The 16,703-nt window shown below is 50.5% G+C and carries 13 protein-coding genes, 1 tRNA gene and 1 rRNA gene; all 15 read right to left on the bottom strand.

Going from position 1 to position 16,703, the window contains the following annotated elements; all coding sequences use genetic code 11:
* Nucleotides 1-61: ribosomal RNA gene (locus MUB23_RS14335) — 16S ribosomal RNA — on the bottom strand; the annotation flags it as partial.
* A 319-nt stretch (nt 62-380) separates the two neighbouring features.
* Nucleotides 381-468, bottom strand: a tRNA-Ser gene (locus tag MUB23_RS14330).
* Nucleotides 469-711: 243 nt separating this feature from the next.
* Nucleotides 712-2,454, bottom strand: a complete 1,743-nt coding sequence (locus tag MUB23_RS14325) for a hydantoinase B/oxoprolinase family protein (RefSeq protein WP_244801282.1) — start codon at nt 2,452-2,454, stop codon at nt 712-714.
* Nucleotides 2,455-2,457: 3 nt separating this feature from the next.
* Nucleotides 2,458-4,509 (bottom strand): hydantoinase/oxoprolinase family protein, encoded by a 2,052-nt coding sequence (locus MUB23_RS14320; RefSeq protein ID WP_244801281.1) that lies wholly within the window; start codon nt 4,507-4,509, stop codon nt 2,458-2,460.
* A gap of 2 nt (nt 4,510-4,511) precedes the next feature.
* Nucleotides 4,512-5,501 (bottom strand): ABC transporter ATP-binding protein, encoded by a 990-nt coding sequence (locus MUB23_RS14315; RefSeq protein ID WP_244801280.1) that lies wholly within the window; start codon nt 5,499-5,501, stop codon nt 4,512-4,514.
* Entirely contained in the window at nt 5,494-6,507 is a 1,014-nt protein-coding gene (locus MUB23_RS14310; RefSeq protein WP_244801279.1) for an ABC transporter ATP-binding protein, read from the bottom strand. Before MUB23_RS14310 ends, MUB23_RS14315 begins: the two co-directional genes overlap by 8 nt.
* A 2-nt stretch (nt 6,508-6,509) precedes the next feature.
* Nucleotides 6,510-7,418: an ABC transporter permease gene (locus MUB23_RS14305; RefSeq protein ID WP_244801278.1), complete on the bottom strand. Its 909-nt coding sequence runs from the start codon at nt 7,416-7,418 to the stop codon at nt 6,510-6,512.
* A gap of 16 nt (nt 7,419-7,434) precedes the next feature.
* Nucleotides 7,435-8,442, bottom strand: coding sequence for an ABC transporter permease (locus MUB23_RS14300; protein ID WP_244801277.1), 1,008 nt, complete (start codon nt 8,440-8,442; stop codon nt 7,435-7,437).
* A 24-nt stretch (nt 8,443-8,466) separates the two neighbouring features.
* Nucleotides 8,467-10,098, bottom strand: coding sequence for an ABC transporter substrate-binding protein (locus MUB23_RS14295; RefSeq protein WP_244801276.1), 1,632 nt, complete (start codon nt 10,096-10,098; stop codon nt 8,467-8,469).
* Nucleotides 10,099-10,145: 47 nt separating this feature from the next.
* Nucleotides 10,146-10,589, bottom strand: a complete 444-nt coding sequence (locus MUB23_RS14290; protein ID WP_244801275.1) for a DUF3830 family protein — start codon at nt 10,587-10,589, stop codon at nt 10,146-10,148.
* A 435-nt stretch (nt 10,590-11,024) separates the two neighbouring features.
* Nucleotides 11,025-11,825: a response regulator gene (locus MUB23_RS14285; protein ID WP_244801274.1), complete on the bottom strand. Its 801-nt coding sequence runs from the start codon at nt 11,823-11,825 to the stop codon at nt 11,025-11,027.
* A 71-nt stretch (nt 11,826-11,896) separates the two neighbouring features.
* Nucleotides 11,897-12,448 carry a Fe-S-containing hydro-lyase gene (locus tag MUB23_RS14280; protein WP_244801273.1) on the bottom strand — a complete coding sequence of 184 codons (552 nt, stop codon included), beginning with the start codon at nt 12,446-12,448 and terminating at the stop codon, nt 11,897-11,899.
* On the bottom strand, nt 12,448-13,290 hold the full coding sequence (locus MUB23_RS14275; RefSeq protein WP_244801272.1) for a fumarate hydratase: 843 nt from the start codon (nt 13,288-13,290) through the stop codon (nt 12,448-12,450). Before MUB23_RS14275 ends, MUB23_RS14280 begins: the two co-directional genes overlap by 1 nt.
* An 11-nt stretch (nt 13,291-13,301) precedes the next feature.
* Complete coding sequence (locus MUB23_RS14270) at nt 13,302-14,189, bottom strand: DegV family protein (RefSeq protein WP_244801271.1); 888 nt, start codon at nt 14,187-14,189, stop codon at nt 13,302-13,304.
* Between the two features lie 9 nt (nt 14,190-14,198).
* Nucleotides 14,199-16,703 carry a DNA gyrase subunit A gene (gyrA, locus tag MUB23_RS14265; protein WP_244801270.1) on the bottom strand — a complete coding sequence of 835 codons (2,505 nt, stop codon included), beginning with the start codon at nt 16,701-16,703 and terminating at the stop codon, nt 14,199-14,201.

Raw genomic sequence — 16,703 nt, 5'->3', positions numbered from 1 at the left:
CTTGCATGTGTTAAGCACGCCGCCAGCGTTCATCCTGAGCCAGGATCAAACTCTCATGTTTAAGTTTGCTTCCTTCCAGAATCAACTTGCTAGCTAATTCTTTCCGTCTTTACCTTTTTTAAAGGTTTTTGTTCTTCCGAATAATTCTTTTCGAATTTTCGGGGTTGGATACATTGTTCATTTGTCAAGGTTCTGTGTTGTTTTGTTCTGAGGCGAACTTCTTAATGTTACCATATTTGGCTCGCTCTGTCAAGAACTTTTTTCAACTTTTTTCTAGCTTGTCCGCACCGTTTTTGCGGTGGAATTTTAGTATAGCACGGTGTGTGCTTTCTGTCAACCCTCTTTTTACATTTTTTTACAAATGCGCAAGCGGTGCAGAGCGGAGAAAGAGGGATTTGAACCCTCGCGCCGGTTGCCCGACCTACACCCTTAGCAGGGGCGCCTCTTCGGCCTCTTGAGTATTTCTCCGAACTGATAAAAACTATTTTTAATTAGACGCACTTTCGACAGTGCTTATACATTGTACTAAAAAAGAAAATGCTTGTCAACGCCTTTTTTTAATTTTTTTCCAAACTTACCACTTTGTTGCGTGGGCTCGAATAAAACGGAAAATCTGGGAGGAAAAACCGCCTTTCGCGCCCACGCGCCGCATCAATAATAAAAAGGGACTTGGGCAAAAACATCTACTCCACTTTGTTCCGCAGCTATTTTTTATTTCGCCGCTCTTAGTTTTTTTGTGGCCGGACGGTCGATCTCGCCGTCTGTATTCATCACTACTCCATACGCCTCCCTGGCATGATCAGCGCTGATATAGCCAAAATGACAGTCGTGAACTACTTTCTCCTCGTCTCTCTCCAACGGATCGCCGTAACCGCCGCCTCCGCCGGTCCGGATTTTTACGGTCCAGCCCTTCTTCATCGGATATTTGCTCGCCTTCAGACAGGTATCCACCAGATTCCCTTGCTCATCCAAAATCCGGATTTCCGGCCCTACCGCAGACTTTCCTCCGCACACTCCCCAGGCCGGCATCTTAGACCGCTCAAACCAAAGATACAGAAAGGTTTCTTCCGCCAGCATCCGGTAAGTCCGTTTTACGCCGAGTCCGCCCCTGTATTTGCCCGGACCTTCGCTGTCCGGCCGGATCGCATACTCTTCCACCATGATTGGGAACTGATGCTCAAAGATTTCCACCGGGAAGTTTTTGAAATCGCCGTTGGCTACATTCACCAGGCAATCCTGGCCGTCCCCGCCGTCATGGGCGCCCCAGCCGCCGATGGTGGGCTCATCATGGGCATAGAGCTCCCCTGTCTTCGGGTTGATGCCGGAGAGATAGCAAACCATGGAATCCCCGTAGTGAGCGCCCGCCACCATGTGGGGCGCCGCCTCGGACACGGATTTAATGATCAAATCGATCAATAGTCCCAGATGGGAGAAATACCAGGAACAGGCCGCCGGTTCCTCCGCACAGAAAATACTGTGACCCGGAACCTTTATTGAGAGATCACGGAAGGATCCGCCGGTCACAGGTGCTTCCGGCAAAACCAGCATCTTATAGGCCACGCGGCAGGCGGATATGGTCTGGGCCAGACCGCAGTTGGTGCTTCCCTCCGCCATCTCACTGGATCCGCTAAGATCGATTTCCATCTTTCCGTCTTCGTCGATGACCAGCTTCATCTTCACTACAATCGGTTCGTCGCTGACCCCGTCGTTATCCAGAAAACCGGTTTGTTCATAGACGCCGGCCGGAATTCCTTTTAAAACCTCTTTCTCCATGCGGGCCGTCTGCTCAAAAATATCCTTTGTCGCATGGCGGATCGTGTCGGTGCCGAACCGGTCGATCAGCGTGCGCAATCTTTTTTCGCCTGTCTTGCAGCCTGCAATCTGGCCGTTCAGGTCCCCGTGGGCGTTCTTCGGGAACCGGCTGTTCATACAGATCGTGTCAATCAAATCTTTTTTCAGTCCGTTTGCATCCGCAATTTTCAGCGGCCCAAGACGGATTCCTTCCTGGAAAATGGAAGTGGAATCCATGGGCGCCAGCGGATCCTTAGAGCCTACATCCAGCCAATGAGCCCGGTTGGCAGAAAAGCCGACCAGCTCCCCTTTGTAAAAGATAGGAGCAAATACTGTCATGTCATTCAAATGGGTGCCGGAGATGTAGCAGTCGTTCAAAATGTAGATATCTCCGTCCTGGAAATATTCCTTCCCTCCATAATAATCCATGGCAAAGCGGACCGTCTCCTGCAGATTTCCCAGAAACAAAGGAACGCCGGTGCTCTGCCCCAGCACCTCCAGGTTCTCGTTGAACAAGCCTACGGCACAGTCCTTCATCTCATAAATAATCGGCGTATAGGAGCTTCGAAATAAGCTTTCGCACATTTCCTCCGCCGCTGACAAAAACGCATTCCGAATGATTTCAGTTGTGATCGGATTACTCGTCCATTCCGTATTTGCCATAGCTTACACCTCTTTCTTATACATTCTGCTGGCAACCATGTTGCGGTAAGAATCAATGGTTACCTTCCAGTTGGGAGGAATCACGGAGGTAGTGGTAAACTCCTCCACGATCGCCGGCCCGGAGAAGGTCTGGCCGGAGATCAGATCTTTTCTCTGATAGATACGCGCGTCATATTCCTTTCCGAAGAAAATCGCTTTCATCGTTTTTGACGGCTTCGGCTCCTCGCTGCTTGTGATTTCGGATTTTTTCTTCTTAATCTTATCCAGCCGCCCCAGGCCGACCAGGCGCAGGGTAACGATCTCGACCTCGCCTTCCCGGTTGCTGTGGCCGTAAATCTGCTGGTGGAGCTGATGGAAGGTTTCCGTCAGCGCGCGGACGGCTTCTTCATCCACTTGTTCCCCTGCAAAATTCACTCTCACTGTATATTCCTGGCCCAGATACCGCATATCCGCGCTGCGGACAAATTCTGCCTGATCCTTCGTGATATGCTGCTTTTCAAGAAGGGCCATGGCTTCACCCATCATTTCCTCAAATTTTTCCGCCACTTCCCTGATATTCAGATTGCCGGCCGTTGATTGCATGGTGCGGCTGAGATCCTGGCGGATATCGGACTGGAGCATCCCCCATGCGGAGAAAATTCCAGGCATTTCCGGCATCAATACCGTCTCAATATCCAGTTCCTCGGCCGTAGAACAGGCGTGCATGGGACCGGCCCCGCCGAACGCCACCAGGACGAATTCTCTGGGATCGATTCCCTTGCGGACGGTCAGCTGCCTTATGGCATCCGCCATCTTTGCGTCTGCGATCTTTAAAATTCCCTCCGCTGTTTCCTGGACGTCCATACCCAAGGGTTCCGAAACGGTGCGGATCGCCTCTATGGCCGCATCCTTGTCAAGGGTCATTCTTCCCCCCAGGAAGCCTTCCGGATCAATATGACCCAGAACGGCATTGGCATCGGTGATTGTGGGCTGTTTTCCTCCTCTGCCGTAGCAGGCAGGCCCCGGCACGGATCCCGCGCTCCTCGGACCGACCCGAAGCCCTCCGGCCTCGATCCAGGCGATACTTCCGCCTCCGGCCCCGATTGTATAAATATTTACCATCGGAACCATGATCGGAAATCCCTCCAAATTGACTTCCGTGGACACATCCGGGCGGCCGTCCACGATCATGCTGACATCGTAGCTGGTTCCTCCCATATCGACGCCGATCAGGTTTTTATAGCCTAAAAGCTCTGAGAGAGCCTGATTTCCCACGGCGCCGCCGACCGGTCCCGACAGCAGCGTCTGAATTGGGGTCTCCTTTGCTATTTCCGCCGTGATGACCCCGCCGCCGCTCTGCATGATATGTACATTTTTTTCATAATTGCGGGACGCCATTCTCTGCTCCAAGGAATCCAGGTATTTTTGGACGATGGGAGCAATGTACGCGTTTATTACCGTGGTGCTGGTTCTCTCATATTCTCTCCACTCTCTGGCCACACGGTGAGAGAGGGAAACGGAAGTGTCCGGCAAATATTTTTTCAATAGTTCCTCTGCTCTCAACTCATGGGAAGGATCGTCATAAGCATTGATAAAGCAGACGGCGACGGAGGAATAGCCCCCCTTCTTGATTTTTTCCGCAGCCTCGGCGATTGATTGTTCAGACACCGGGATTAACTCCCTGCCCTCAGACATCATCCGCTCTTCAATCTCAAACACATCCAGCCTTTCCAACAGAGGAGTGGCTTTCTGGTAACGGAAATTATACATTTGAGGCCGGTTTCCTCTGGCAATTTCATATACGTCCCGGAAACCTTTCGTGGTGAGAAGGGCGACCCTAGCCCCCTTCCTCTCTAGAAACGCATTTAAACCGGAAGTGGTGCCGTGTACGAAAAATTCAATGTCGCGGTAATCTTCGATTCGCTCTCCGATTCCATTGATGATGGCATCGGAAAGGTTTTCTGGCGTGGATAAAGTTTTTCCTTCCAGATATTCGCCTGTTTCTGTGTCGTAGAATACGATGTCAGTGAAGGTTCCGCCAATATCCGCGGAAACACGATACTTCTTGTTCGCCATGATTAAATCCTTCCTTTCGTCTCGTTCTTGCCTCCCGCCAGATGGCAGGCCACGTAGTGATCCGGCAGCACCTCTCTCATCGGAGGTTCTTCCCTCCTGCATATCTCCTCTGCATAGGGGCACCTTCCATGGAACCGGCAGCCAGGCGGAATATCCACGGGACTAGGGATCTCTCCCCTGGACTCAACCCGATCCGGCTTTAATTTTTCCTCTTCCTCCAAAACAACCGGAATCGAGGAGACCAGCATCTTTGTATACGGATGCTGGGGATTTTCAAAAAACGCCTGGGCCGGCGCCATCTCCATGATCCGCCCTAGATACATGATGGCAATCCGGTCCGCAATGTTCCTCATCAAACTCATATCATGGGTGATAAAGAGATAGGACATTCCCAGTTTTTTTTGAAGATCCATCAACGTGCGGATGATCTTTGCCTGGATCGATACATCCAGGGAGGAGGTCGGTTCATCCAGCACCATCAAAGAAGGGTTGGTAGCCAGCGCTCTGGCAATTGCCACCAGTTGGCGCTCCCCTCCTCCCAAGGACTTGGGATAGCGGTAAACCGTATCCGGCTCCATTCCCACCAGGCGAAGCAGCTCTTCCTCTCGTTTCAGCCATTCATGCTTCTCCACGATATGATGTACTTTCAACGGCATTTGGAGAATCTGGCCTACGTTTCTCTGGGGATTCAGCGAAGTCCCCGGATCCTGAAAAACGATCTGGATTTCCTTCTTTAATTCCGCCGGCCTTTTCTTCGCCGGCATGGAGAGATCTCTGCCCCGGTATGTGATGGCACCGGATGTAATGGCGTGCATCCCCATGATGGTATAGGCCGTGGTGCTTTTGCCGGATCCGCTTTCTCCCACCAGCCCCACAACCTCGTTTTCCCGGATCTCAAAACTAACGTCGTCGATGGCTTTTACAAATTTCCCTTCCTTTCCGGTGGGAAAGTATTTTTTTAAATTCTTTACGGTTAAAATCGGGTCACTCATGGCTCACCTCCGGATCTTCCGCCCGCCCCCTTTCATAGAGGAAACAGGCGACCTGATGATTCTCCTCCACCGGAAACAGCCGCGGTTTACAGTTCCTGCATTTTTCCATGACCTTCTTGCAGCGGTCCTGGAACCGGCAGCCTTTTGGAGGATTTAAGTAGTTGGGCAGCTTCCCGGAAATCCCTTCCATGATACCTTCCCCGGTCAGTTTCGGAATCGACTCCATCAACCCTACCGTGTAAGGATGATAAGGATGTTCAAAGATCCGTGAAGTTACCGCCTTCTCCACAATCTGCCCCGCATACATCACATAGATCCAATCCGTCATCATCCTCGCCACCCCCAGCGAATGGGTAATCAGGATCAGAGACATATTCTTCTTTTCGCACAGCTGTCGGATCAGACGGAGAACCTGATCCTGGATCGTCACATCCAAGTTGGTAGTGGGCTCATCCGCGATCATCAGCTTGCTGGCGGTGGCAAGCGCCATGGCAATGCAGACCCGCTGGCGCATTCCTCCGGAAAGTTCAAAGGGATAACATTTGAGAAGGCGCTCCGGATCCGGCATGGAACAGTCCTTGAGAGCCTGAATAGCTTTCTCATGGATCACTTTTTTATCATTTCCCTTCACCATGCCGGAGTAACGGATGGTGTCTTCAATCTGGCTGCCGATCGTGAAGACCGGATTCAGGGATGCCGTAGGGTCCTGAAAAATCATGGACATTTTCTGTCCTCTTACCCGGTTCAGATCCCTTTTTGATATTTTCAGCAGGGCATCCCCGTCGAAAAAAACTTCTCCCTTTGGAATCCTGGCCTGCGTGGGCAGCACCTGCATGACGGAGCGGACCATCGTGGTTTTTCCGCACCCGCTCTCCCCCACCAGGCCGATTTTTTTTCCGGCTTCCACCTGAAAATCAATGCCGTCGATCACCTTTGTCTTGCCCCCATAAACCTGGTAATGGACATGGAGATCTTTGATATCAAGTAATAAATTCCCTTCCTTCATCGTCATCCCTCCCCTGAGCTCATCATATCGCTGATTCCATCCCCCAGCAGATTGAAAGCCAAAACGATCAGCATGATCGCAAGGGCCGGGAAGAGGGTCAGCCACCAGTTTTCGGGGAGCGTCTTGTATCCGTCGGAAATCATGGTGCCAAGAGCGGGATTAGGGGGCTGTTCTCCCAGCCCTACAAAGCTTAAGGAAGCTCCCATCAGGATTACGACTCCCATATCCAACGTCATTTTGGTCAGAATCGTGGAAAAGCAGTTGGGCAGGACCTCCCGGAACAAAATGTGGAACCGCCCGGCCCCGATCAGCTCCGCCGACTGGATATAGTATTCCTTCCGGATTGAAGACGCCTTTCCGTAGACCAGCCTGGCGTACCAGGCCCACCAGGAAAAAGTCAGCGCCATCATCGAGTGGAAGAGATTTGGCTCCAGTAAGGCGGCCACGGCCAGCGCCAGAACCAGCGACGGCAGAGAGAGGAAAATATCCACCACCCTCATAATAACGGTGGAACCGATTTTATCTTTGTAATATCCTGCGATCAGTCCCATAATCACTCCCACCGGCACGGCAACACACAGGACGCCGAGTCCCATCATCAGCGCGTTCCGGAAGGAGAAAATGATGCGGCTCAGCACATCCCGTCCGTAAGCGTCCGTTCCCAAAAGGAATTGTGCACAGGGAGCCTTGTTTGCATTGGCAAAATCCACATATTCCTTTGCGTGCTGTGGATAAGGTGCAATTAAACTTTGGAACACCGCCGCCAGGATGATCAAAACCACGATCACCAGTCCGACCACCGACATTTTATTCCGGGAAAACTGATACCACTTTCTTTTCAGGTTCTCCGTTCTCGCCTGCCTTTTCTTGCGCCGTTCCTCCGCTTCTACATTTCCATTCCTATCTTCCATTGGATTCTCCTCCTTTCTATGCGCGTATTCTGGGATCCAAGACAGAGGAGATGATGTCCACCAGGATATTGACGATCAGGAACGTAACGCCGATCACCAGCACGACGGCGACAATCGCATTCAAATCCTTATTCAAAATAGCGTTGATCCCATATTTGGATATGCCGGGATAACTGTAGATCACTTCCACCAGAAATGCGTTTCCCAGCATGGCGGCGATATCTAAAGCAATGATTGCAACCGTCGGCGACGCGGCCGGGCGGAGAATGTAGCGGGCGTAAACCCGGCGCAGCGGCATTCCGGATGCGATCTCGGAACCGACATAATCCTTTTCTACATTCTCAAGCATACTTCCTCTGGTGATTCTTGCCGATTGAGCGATTCCGGCCAGAGCCAGAGCCGTCCCCGGCATGATCAGATGCTTCAGGACATCGCCGAAGGCTTGAAAATTTCCTGCGATCAGAGAGTCGATCAGTAAAAAGCCAGTGACGGGGGGAACCGTGATTCCGGCGCTGATCCGCCCGATGGTGGGCAGAATCGGAATCAAGAAGGAGAAAGTCAGCATGAACAGGATCGCCCACACAAAGGCGGGCACGGAAATACCGACGTAGGAAACCACCCGGATCAGATTATCAAACCAGCTTCCTGCATAGCGGGCGCAGAGCACGCCCAGCAGCAACCCTCCCACAATCTCCAAGATAGCGGCAAATAAAATCAATTCCAGGGTGGCGGGAAGAAATTCCGCCACGTCAGACGATACGGCCCGCCTGGTCTGCGTGGACTGTCCAAAATCTCCCTGTACTGCGCTTTTCAGCCAGTAAACGTATTGGACCGGTATCGGTTCGTTCAAATGGTTCTGTTCCCGATACAACTCTTTTGCCTCCTCGGTCGCCCTGGTCCCAAGCGCCATGGTGGCCGCATCGCCAGGGATAACCCTGGCAATGCAGAAAATCAGAATGGACAGACCGAAGAGGACAAAAACGGACCACAGTAAACGGTGCAAAATATATTTTAATCGTTTCATTCCATTGCCTCCGTTTCCCAATGGCTAATTTCTAAATTCCATGGTCCTGCAGTACATGCTTCTTCCCATAATCGGAGCGTTTGTACCGCCGTTTTTCCCTTGTTCGGCCTCCGGCCAGTACAGGTATCCGGACTGGTAGGCCCGCATCTCCGCCCACTCACAAACCCAGATGGTAGGACAGAGCTCTATCAGATCCTGCTGAATTTTTTTATATTTTTCCATCCGCTCCTCTTGGTTTAATGTCTGGAGAGAATCTTCGATTGCTGCATCGATATCATCGTTTAGGAGCCATTCATACTGGGTGAAAGTTCCCGATGTGGTGGAGTGATAGCGCAGGGCTAAGACCGAACCGGCCTCATTGTAGCTGTCGCTGGGATACATGATAGTGATATGGGAGGTGGTTTCCGGCGTCGCCACATTGGCGATCAACGTGGCAAACGGGGATTTTTGAATATTTAAAGTGATTCCCACCTGGGAACAGGCCTGCTGGAGCAAAAGACAAATCTTTTCTTCGTCCGGCACATCCGCGCTCCACTCAATCGTAATCGGGTAATTGGAAAGCTGATCATAGTAAGGGGACTTTTTCAGCTCCTCCTTAGCCTTTTCCAGATCATAGCTGTACTGAAACAAATCTTCATCTCTTCCCAGATAAGCGCCCGATACCGGGCCTTTCGCCTGTTTCGCCCCAGGATAGATGGAAGATGTAACTGTTGCGTAATCCATCAGATAAGACATTGCCTTCCGGAAATGGATATCATCCGTGGGAGCAATTTTGGTGTTCATCTCCAGATTCACCACCGCCCCGGTATACATATTGGTCACATCGATTCCATCAATGGCGGACAGGGTATTCAGATTTTCCATGGACTGCCACTCATCGGTAATCTCTAATTCCCGATTTGACATCAAGGTGCGGATGGTGGCGGAGTCGTTGACGGCCACAAACTGGATTTTTTCCGGATTATTTTCCCCCCAGCCCAGATAGTAATCCTCAAATTTTTCCGCTGTCATTTTCTCCGATACGCTGACTTCGGTGATCCGATAAGGGCCGCAGCCTGCGTCGGCCGTTAAGAGATAAGCCTTCCCGTAATCTCCAAATTCCCCGTAAGGACCCTCGGCCAAATTTGCCATCACGACATCTTTATTCAAGACGCTCATTCGAACCAGTGCCGATACAAAGGGTCCAAAGGTCTGCTTCATATGGAATTCCACCGTCGTGTCATCCTTGGCGACGGCTTCTTTTACATAGGGGACAAAGAGATAGGAAAATCCTTCTCCGATTGCCAGGAGGCGGTTCATACTGAAAGCCACATCCTCCGCCGTCATTTCCGACCCATCGTGAAATTTCACGCCTTTCCGGATCTGGAAGGTATAGATCATCCCATCCTCACTGACATCCCATTTTTCCGCTAAGTGAGGCACGATGGTTCCGTCCACGTCCGGAAATACCAAGGAATCATAAATGTTAAACATCACAGCCGCTTCCACGGAATTGCTTCCAATCGCAGGATCACTCTGGAGCGGGAAGGAAGCGGTGATGCGGACAATTTTCTCTCTGTCTCCCGTGCCTGCCGTTGCCGATTCAGCTTTTGATTCGTCTCCCCCATTCCCTCCGCAAGAGGAAAATACCATAACGGACATTAAAAATAGTGCCAACCATCTTTTTCCCATTTTTTTCATGTAGAACCCCTTTCTTTTCCCAATCACAGTTTCTCAATCCATACTTTTTCCGTTCCCTCTTTCCAGATTCTCTCCCCGATTTTGTCAAGCATTTCTTCCTGTTCCCACTGGACTCTCCCTATTACATTGACCGTAATCCATCCTCCGTGAAAGGAAAGATGTTCCGGCCCGTAGTAGAAGGATAAGGTTTCCACCGGCCTTTCCCCGGAGGGAAAAGTTTGTTCCCAGTTCTCTCTCCAATATCCCACATCAAACTTGCTGACGATTCCCGTGTTATTCTCCATGGGCGGAAGTTTCTTTGTGTAAAAATCAAAATAAACTTCCCTTCCACACCACCTGGTATGGGTCAGCCTGCTCTCAAACGGTATGCTGTTTAAGATACTTGCAACCGTCTGCGGCGCCTGATCGGAGTTCAGCCCAATGGTCAGCTCTCCTCCCTTTTCAAAAATCATGCGTATGTACTCCATTCGTCTCTCCTCCCTATTTTTTTATTGCAAAGCTTCTCCTGTCCATCCGCCTTCCTGACAAGGACAGGTTCCGCATTATTTGATAGATAGAAAAAGAGGTGAAATCGTTAATATTTTCACCTCTTTGTGATTTTAGGCACTGCATTACAGATAGTAACTACTAGTTTCCCGCTCAATTTCTATTTAATTTATATATTAATAAAATTTACGATTTGCTAAATTATTATCTCTGATTTCATCCTGTTTTTCAATTCATTGTATGATAATTATAACAAGTATCATGGAACCGTTCTTGACTAAAAGAGGATTTGAAATGGAATAAAAGCGGAATAGAACTGGAATTTTTATATAAAAAGAGCCCCGCTATGCGGAACTCTCTTAACTTCATATCTATTGGCAAACGTCTTTTCATCACTCCAACACAGACCATACGCACTAACCATTGATCAGGCGCTCCAGCCCGGCAATCCGATATTCCGCCCAGCTATAATCCGCCATGTACTGGCCATAGTAATGCTTTTTGATTTCATCGTCTCCCCGCAGCAGCTGGTAAAGGTCACAGTCCAGCTCATCCAAGTCCAGGCTGCATCCTTTTCTCGTCACGATCAAAATCCTCTCCGCCTGAATCTCCTGAAGCTGATTTTGCAGAGACTTTCTGACCTTGGAATACAGGCTCTGGGTCGCATCGTCGTTCATGCGATAATCCCACAGGGTGCCGATGGCCTGGTCGTTGGTCACAATCCCTCCCTGCCGGTCCACCAGAAGCGCCAGTAGTTCTTTTGCCTTGGCCGATTTAAATTCCGTCGGCTTTCCATCCACAAATAAATCGAAATGTCCGAAGGTCCTGGCATAGATTCTCCTCTTTCTCTTCCGGGAAAGAAGTTTCGCAGTTTCCAGGGCATAATTCAGGTCCTCCAACTGATAAGGGCGGAGGAGATAGGCCGCTGCTGTCAGGCGAATCGCTTCCAGTGCCAGACTCAATTCTTTCTGACCCGTTATGTATATGATGATGACATCCGGATTTAAATCCTTCAGCCTCTCCCCAAAATAGGTTCCATTCCATTCCCCGTCCCACACGTCCAGCACGGCGAGATCCACTTTGTTGATCTGGCTATACGTCAGAGCATCCCGGATGTTGTCAAAGACCTCCACCAATTCGATGGAAGCAATCTCCTCTGCATTTGTCAGGAACTCTTTCCGTGTAACGGGGTCATCATCTACAAGAATTGTTCTCATGGCAACAGCAACTCCTTTCACCTCGTCTTTTCTCACACATTGCTTAGGATGAGGAAATTGCCTAACGGCTTTTACTGACTCTGATATTCCTTTACCGCGGTCTCATAGAGATTGTTTCCCTTGCTGTCAATCACAACGATGACAGGGAAATCTTCCACCAGGAGTTTCCGAATCGCCTCCGCTCCCAAATCCTCATAGGCCACAACTTCCGCCTTTTTAATCCTCTGTGAGAGCAGAGCCCCTGCTCCGCCTACCGCTGCAAAATAAACCGCTCCGTTTTTTACGATTGCGTCCTGTACTTCCTGATTCCGCTTTCCTTTTGCAATCATACCAGCCAGACCCAGTTCCATCAGCTTTGGCGCATACCGGTCCATCCGGCTCGCAGTTGTGGGTCCCGCAGACCCGATGGGTCTTCCGTTTCTGGCCGGGGAAGGTCCCATATAGTAAAGAACTGTCCCTTCCATGGGGATCGGAAGCTCCCCGCCTGCTTCCAAAGTCTCTATCATTCTTTTGTGGGCCGCGTCCCGAGCGGTATAGATCACGCCGCTGATGGTCACATAATCTCCGGCCGTAAGTCCGGCGGCCGCCTCTTTGGTCAAGGGCATAGTCAATGTTTGGTTCATTACAGCACCCTCCTTACATGGCGGTTCACATGGCAGCATAGATTGACCGCCACCGGCAGACAAGCGATGTGGGTCGGATAGGTCTCAATGTTTACGGCCAGCGCCGTCACGGTTCCGCCCAGTCCGGCCGGGCCGATTCCGAGCTGATTGATTTTTTCCAGCATCTCACTTTCAAGATCTCTCACATAGGGGATCGGAGATTCCTCATAGAGTTCCCTGGTCAGGGCAAATTTTGCCATCTCGGCGCATTTTTCAAAATTGCCGCCGATTCCGACTCCAACTACCATCGGAGGACAGGCGTTCGGCCCAGCCTCCCGGACGGTCTCCAAAATCGCTGACTTGACTCCCTCGATGCCGTCCGCCGGCTTCAGCATAAAGATCCGGCTCATATTTTCACTTCCCGCGCCCTTGGGAGCCACGGTCAGCGCGATTTCTTCCCCCGGCACAATCTCATAATGGATCACAGCCGGCGTATTATCCTTGGTATTTTTCCTCTCGATGGGATCTTCCACCACAGATTTTCTTAAGAATCCGTCCACATAGCCCTGTCGGACGCCCTCATTGATGGCTTCGGTCAGGCTCCCCCCCTCGATCATCACATCCTGGCCGACCTCGGCAAAGACAACCGCCAACCCGGTGTCCTGGCAGATCGGAATCTCATCCCGCTCGGCAATCACCAGATTTTCTTTTAATTGTTTCAAAATCTGTTTTCCCAGGGGGGAGGCTTCCACCAATACCCCGGCTTTCAGCGCTTCCACCATGTCTTCCGACAAAGTATAGTTTGCCTCGATGCACATGTCCCGGATATTCCGGATAATCTCTTTGGTGTGTACGACTCTCATGGCAGTATCTCCTATTTCAGGTATTCCGCATATTTTCCGTCATCCGCGTCCATAAATACAATTCCGATCAGACCCCGGCCTGTGTGAGCTCCAATGGCACAGCCGATCATCGAAGTTAAAATCAGCTTGGGCTGCATCCGCTCTAACAGCAGAGACTTAGTATATTCAAACGCCTCCGGATCTCCCGCATGGCACATACCGAGAACTTGTCCCTCGATGGGCGCCACATTTTTTTCCACATAATCCACCAGGGCTTTTAACGATTTCTTTCTTCCCCTAACCTTGGAGATTGGCTCCAATGCTCCCTCTTTGTTGACAATAATAATCGGTTTAACATCAAGGGCCTCCCCTACGATGCCGCTGACTTTACTGATCCGGCCGCCCTTGATCAGGTACTTCAAGGTCTGGGGAGTAATCACATGGCGGATATGGGAGGTAAAATAATCCGCCGCCTCCAGAATCAGTTCCTTGGGAGCTCCGTTTTCCTGCATTTTTAAAAGTTTATATACAATGAGGCCAAAACCCAGCGACGCGCTCTTGCAGTCCTTAATCGTAATCTTAAAATCCGGATATTGTTCGAGAAGCTCCCTTTTCGCCAGATTCGCCGCATTATAAGTGCCTGCTATCCCGGTTGAAAAACAGCAGTACAGCACCTCGTCGCCCGCTTTCGCATAAGGCTCAAACGCATTTTTAAACATATACTCGTTGATGTGGTATGTGGAAATAATATTTTTTTCATCATCCAGAAGCTGATAAAATTCTTCCGTCGTCATTTTCTCGCCGTCCAAGTAATCCACCCCGTTTACGATAAACGGGGTAGGGATTACATGGAGGTGATATTTGTCACGGATATCCATCGGCATATCTGTCGCAGAATCGGTAATTATCCGAAAAGCCATTCTATCCTCCTATTTTTCCGTTTCATTTTCCAGATCTAAAAGGACCTGCTCGTCCGTCTCTTTCGAGCTTCCCTCCCTTACTTTGGCTATGCTTGCCACTTTGATGTCTTTGTCCATGTTGATCAGCTTTACTCCGGATGTAATCCGTCCCAGCGTTGAGATATCCTCCACGTTGATTCGGATAATAATGCCTTCCGTGGTGATCAGCATAATCTCCTGTTCTACTTTTACCACCTTTGCCCCGACGATATTTCCGGTGCGGGAATTAATCTTATAGCACTTCACTCCCTTGCCGCCCCGGTTCTGAGGGGTAAACTCTTCCATCAGGGTCCTCTTGCCCATTCCGTTTTCCGAAACGATCAGCAGAGCATCTCCCTGGGTATTCATCTGCATCCCGATGACTTCATCTTCTTTATCCAGCTTCATTCCAATCACGCCCATGGAAACTCTTCCGGTCGGACGCACGTCGGTCTCGTGGAAACGGATACACTGGCCGCACTTTGTCACCAGCAGCATGTCTTTTTCATCGTTTGTAAATTTCACCTCGATCAACTCGTCGCCATCCTTTAAGGTAATGGCGGCAAGGCCGGACCGGCGAATGTTCTCATATTCTTTGATTGGCGTCTTCTTTACCATTCCCTGTTTGGTCGCCATAAACAGGTAACGCCCTTCCCGGTATTCCCGGATCGGAATAATAGCGGTCACCTTTTCCCCTGGCGCGATCTGCAGCAGGTTGACGATGGCCGTCCCTCTCGCCGTGCGGCTGGACTCAGGAATGTCGTAGGCCTTCAGCCGGTACACCTTCCCCCAGTTCGTAAAGAACATGATATACTGGTGGTTGGTCGTCATCAGGAGATCTTCAATGAAATCCTCCTCAATGGTCTGCATTCCTTTGATTCCCTTGCCTCCCCGGTGCTGGCTCTTGAAATTGCCGACGCTCAGCCGTTTAATATAACCCAGATTCGTCATGGCAATCACAGTCGGCTCATCTGGGATCATGTCCTCGATGGAAATGTCATCCACGTCAAAGCCAATCTTCGTTCTCCTCTCATCGCCGTATTTCTCCGCAATGATTAAGATTTCTTCTCTGATCACCATCAGCAGTTTCTTTTCGTCCGCCAGGATTGCCTTTAATTCCGCAATGCGCAGCTGCAATTCCTGGAATTCCTTCTCCAGCTTATCTCTTTCCAGACCGGTCAGAGCGCGGAGACGCATGTCCACGATGGCCTGGGCCTGGGCATCGCTGAGGCCAAAGCGCTCCATCAAGTTCTGCTTAGCCGCCTGAACGTTCTCCGAACCACGGATGATCCGGATTACCTCGTCGATATGATCCAGAGCGATCAGCAATCCCTGTAAGATATGGGCCCGCTCCTCCGCCTTATTGAGATCATACTTGGTCCGGCGGGTCACCACTTCTTTTTGGTGATCCAGATAGAAATGAAGCATCTCGGACAGATTCAAAACCCGCGGTTTATTATCCACCAGAGCCAGCATAATGACGCCGAACGTATCCATCAGCTGCGTATGCTTGAACAACTGATTCAGCACAATATTGGGATTCACATCCCGGCGCAGTTCAATACAGATGCGCATGCCGGTACGGTCGGACTCATCTCTTAAATCCGTGATGCCGTCGATCTTCTTGTCCTTTACCAGCTCGGCAATTTTCTCGATCAGACGGGCCTTGTTCACCATATAAGGCAGCTCAGTGACGACGATCCGGTTCTTGCCGTTGGGCATGGCTTCAATATCCGTTACTGCCTTGACGCGGATTTTTCCGCGCCCGGTACGGTAAGCTTCTTCAATACCGGCTTTTCCCATAATCATAGCGCCGGTCGGGAAATCCGGGCCCTTGACGATCTTTAGAATTTCCTCGATCGTGGTCTCCCGTTCCTCCATCACTTGGTTATCGATGATTTTCGCCACGGCCTCGATGGTCTCCCTCAGGTTATGAGGGGGGATATTTGTGGCCATTCCCACGGCGATTCCCGAAGTTCCGTTTACCAGAAGGTTGGGAAACCGGGAAGGAAGTACAAGGGGCTCTTTTTCCGTCTCGTCAAAGTTCGGGGCAAAATCCACGGTATCTTTGTTGATATCCGCGATCATTTCCATGGAAATCTTGCTGAGACGCGCTTCCGTATAACGCATGGCGGCCGCGCCGTCTCCGTCCACGGATCCAAAGTTTCCATGACCGTCCACCAGGGGATACCGGGTGGAGAAATCCTGGGCCAGCTTTACCAACGCTTCATAGATGGAGCTGTCCCCATGGGGATGATATTTACCCATGGTATCGCCGACAATACGCGCACATTTTCTGTGGGGTTTGTCGGGTCCGTTGTTCAGTTCAATCATGGAATACAGAATTCTACGCTGTACCGGTTTCAGGCCGTCCCTTACATCGGGAAGCGCCCGGGAGACGATTACGCTCATCGCATAATCGATATAAGAATCCTCCATGGTTTTTTTCAAATCCACGTCGTGAATCTTATCAAAATCAAAAATTGTTGCGTCCAT

It is taken from the genome of Cuneatibacter sp. NSJ-177, from assembly GCF_022867805.1.
GTDB lineage: Bacteria > Bacillota > Clostridia > Lachnospirales > Lachnospiraceae > Pseudolachnospira.
This window is presented reverse-complemented; position numbering and strand designations above follow the sequence as displayed.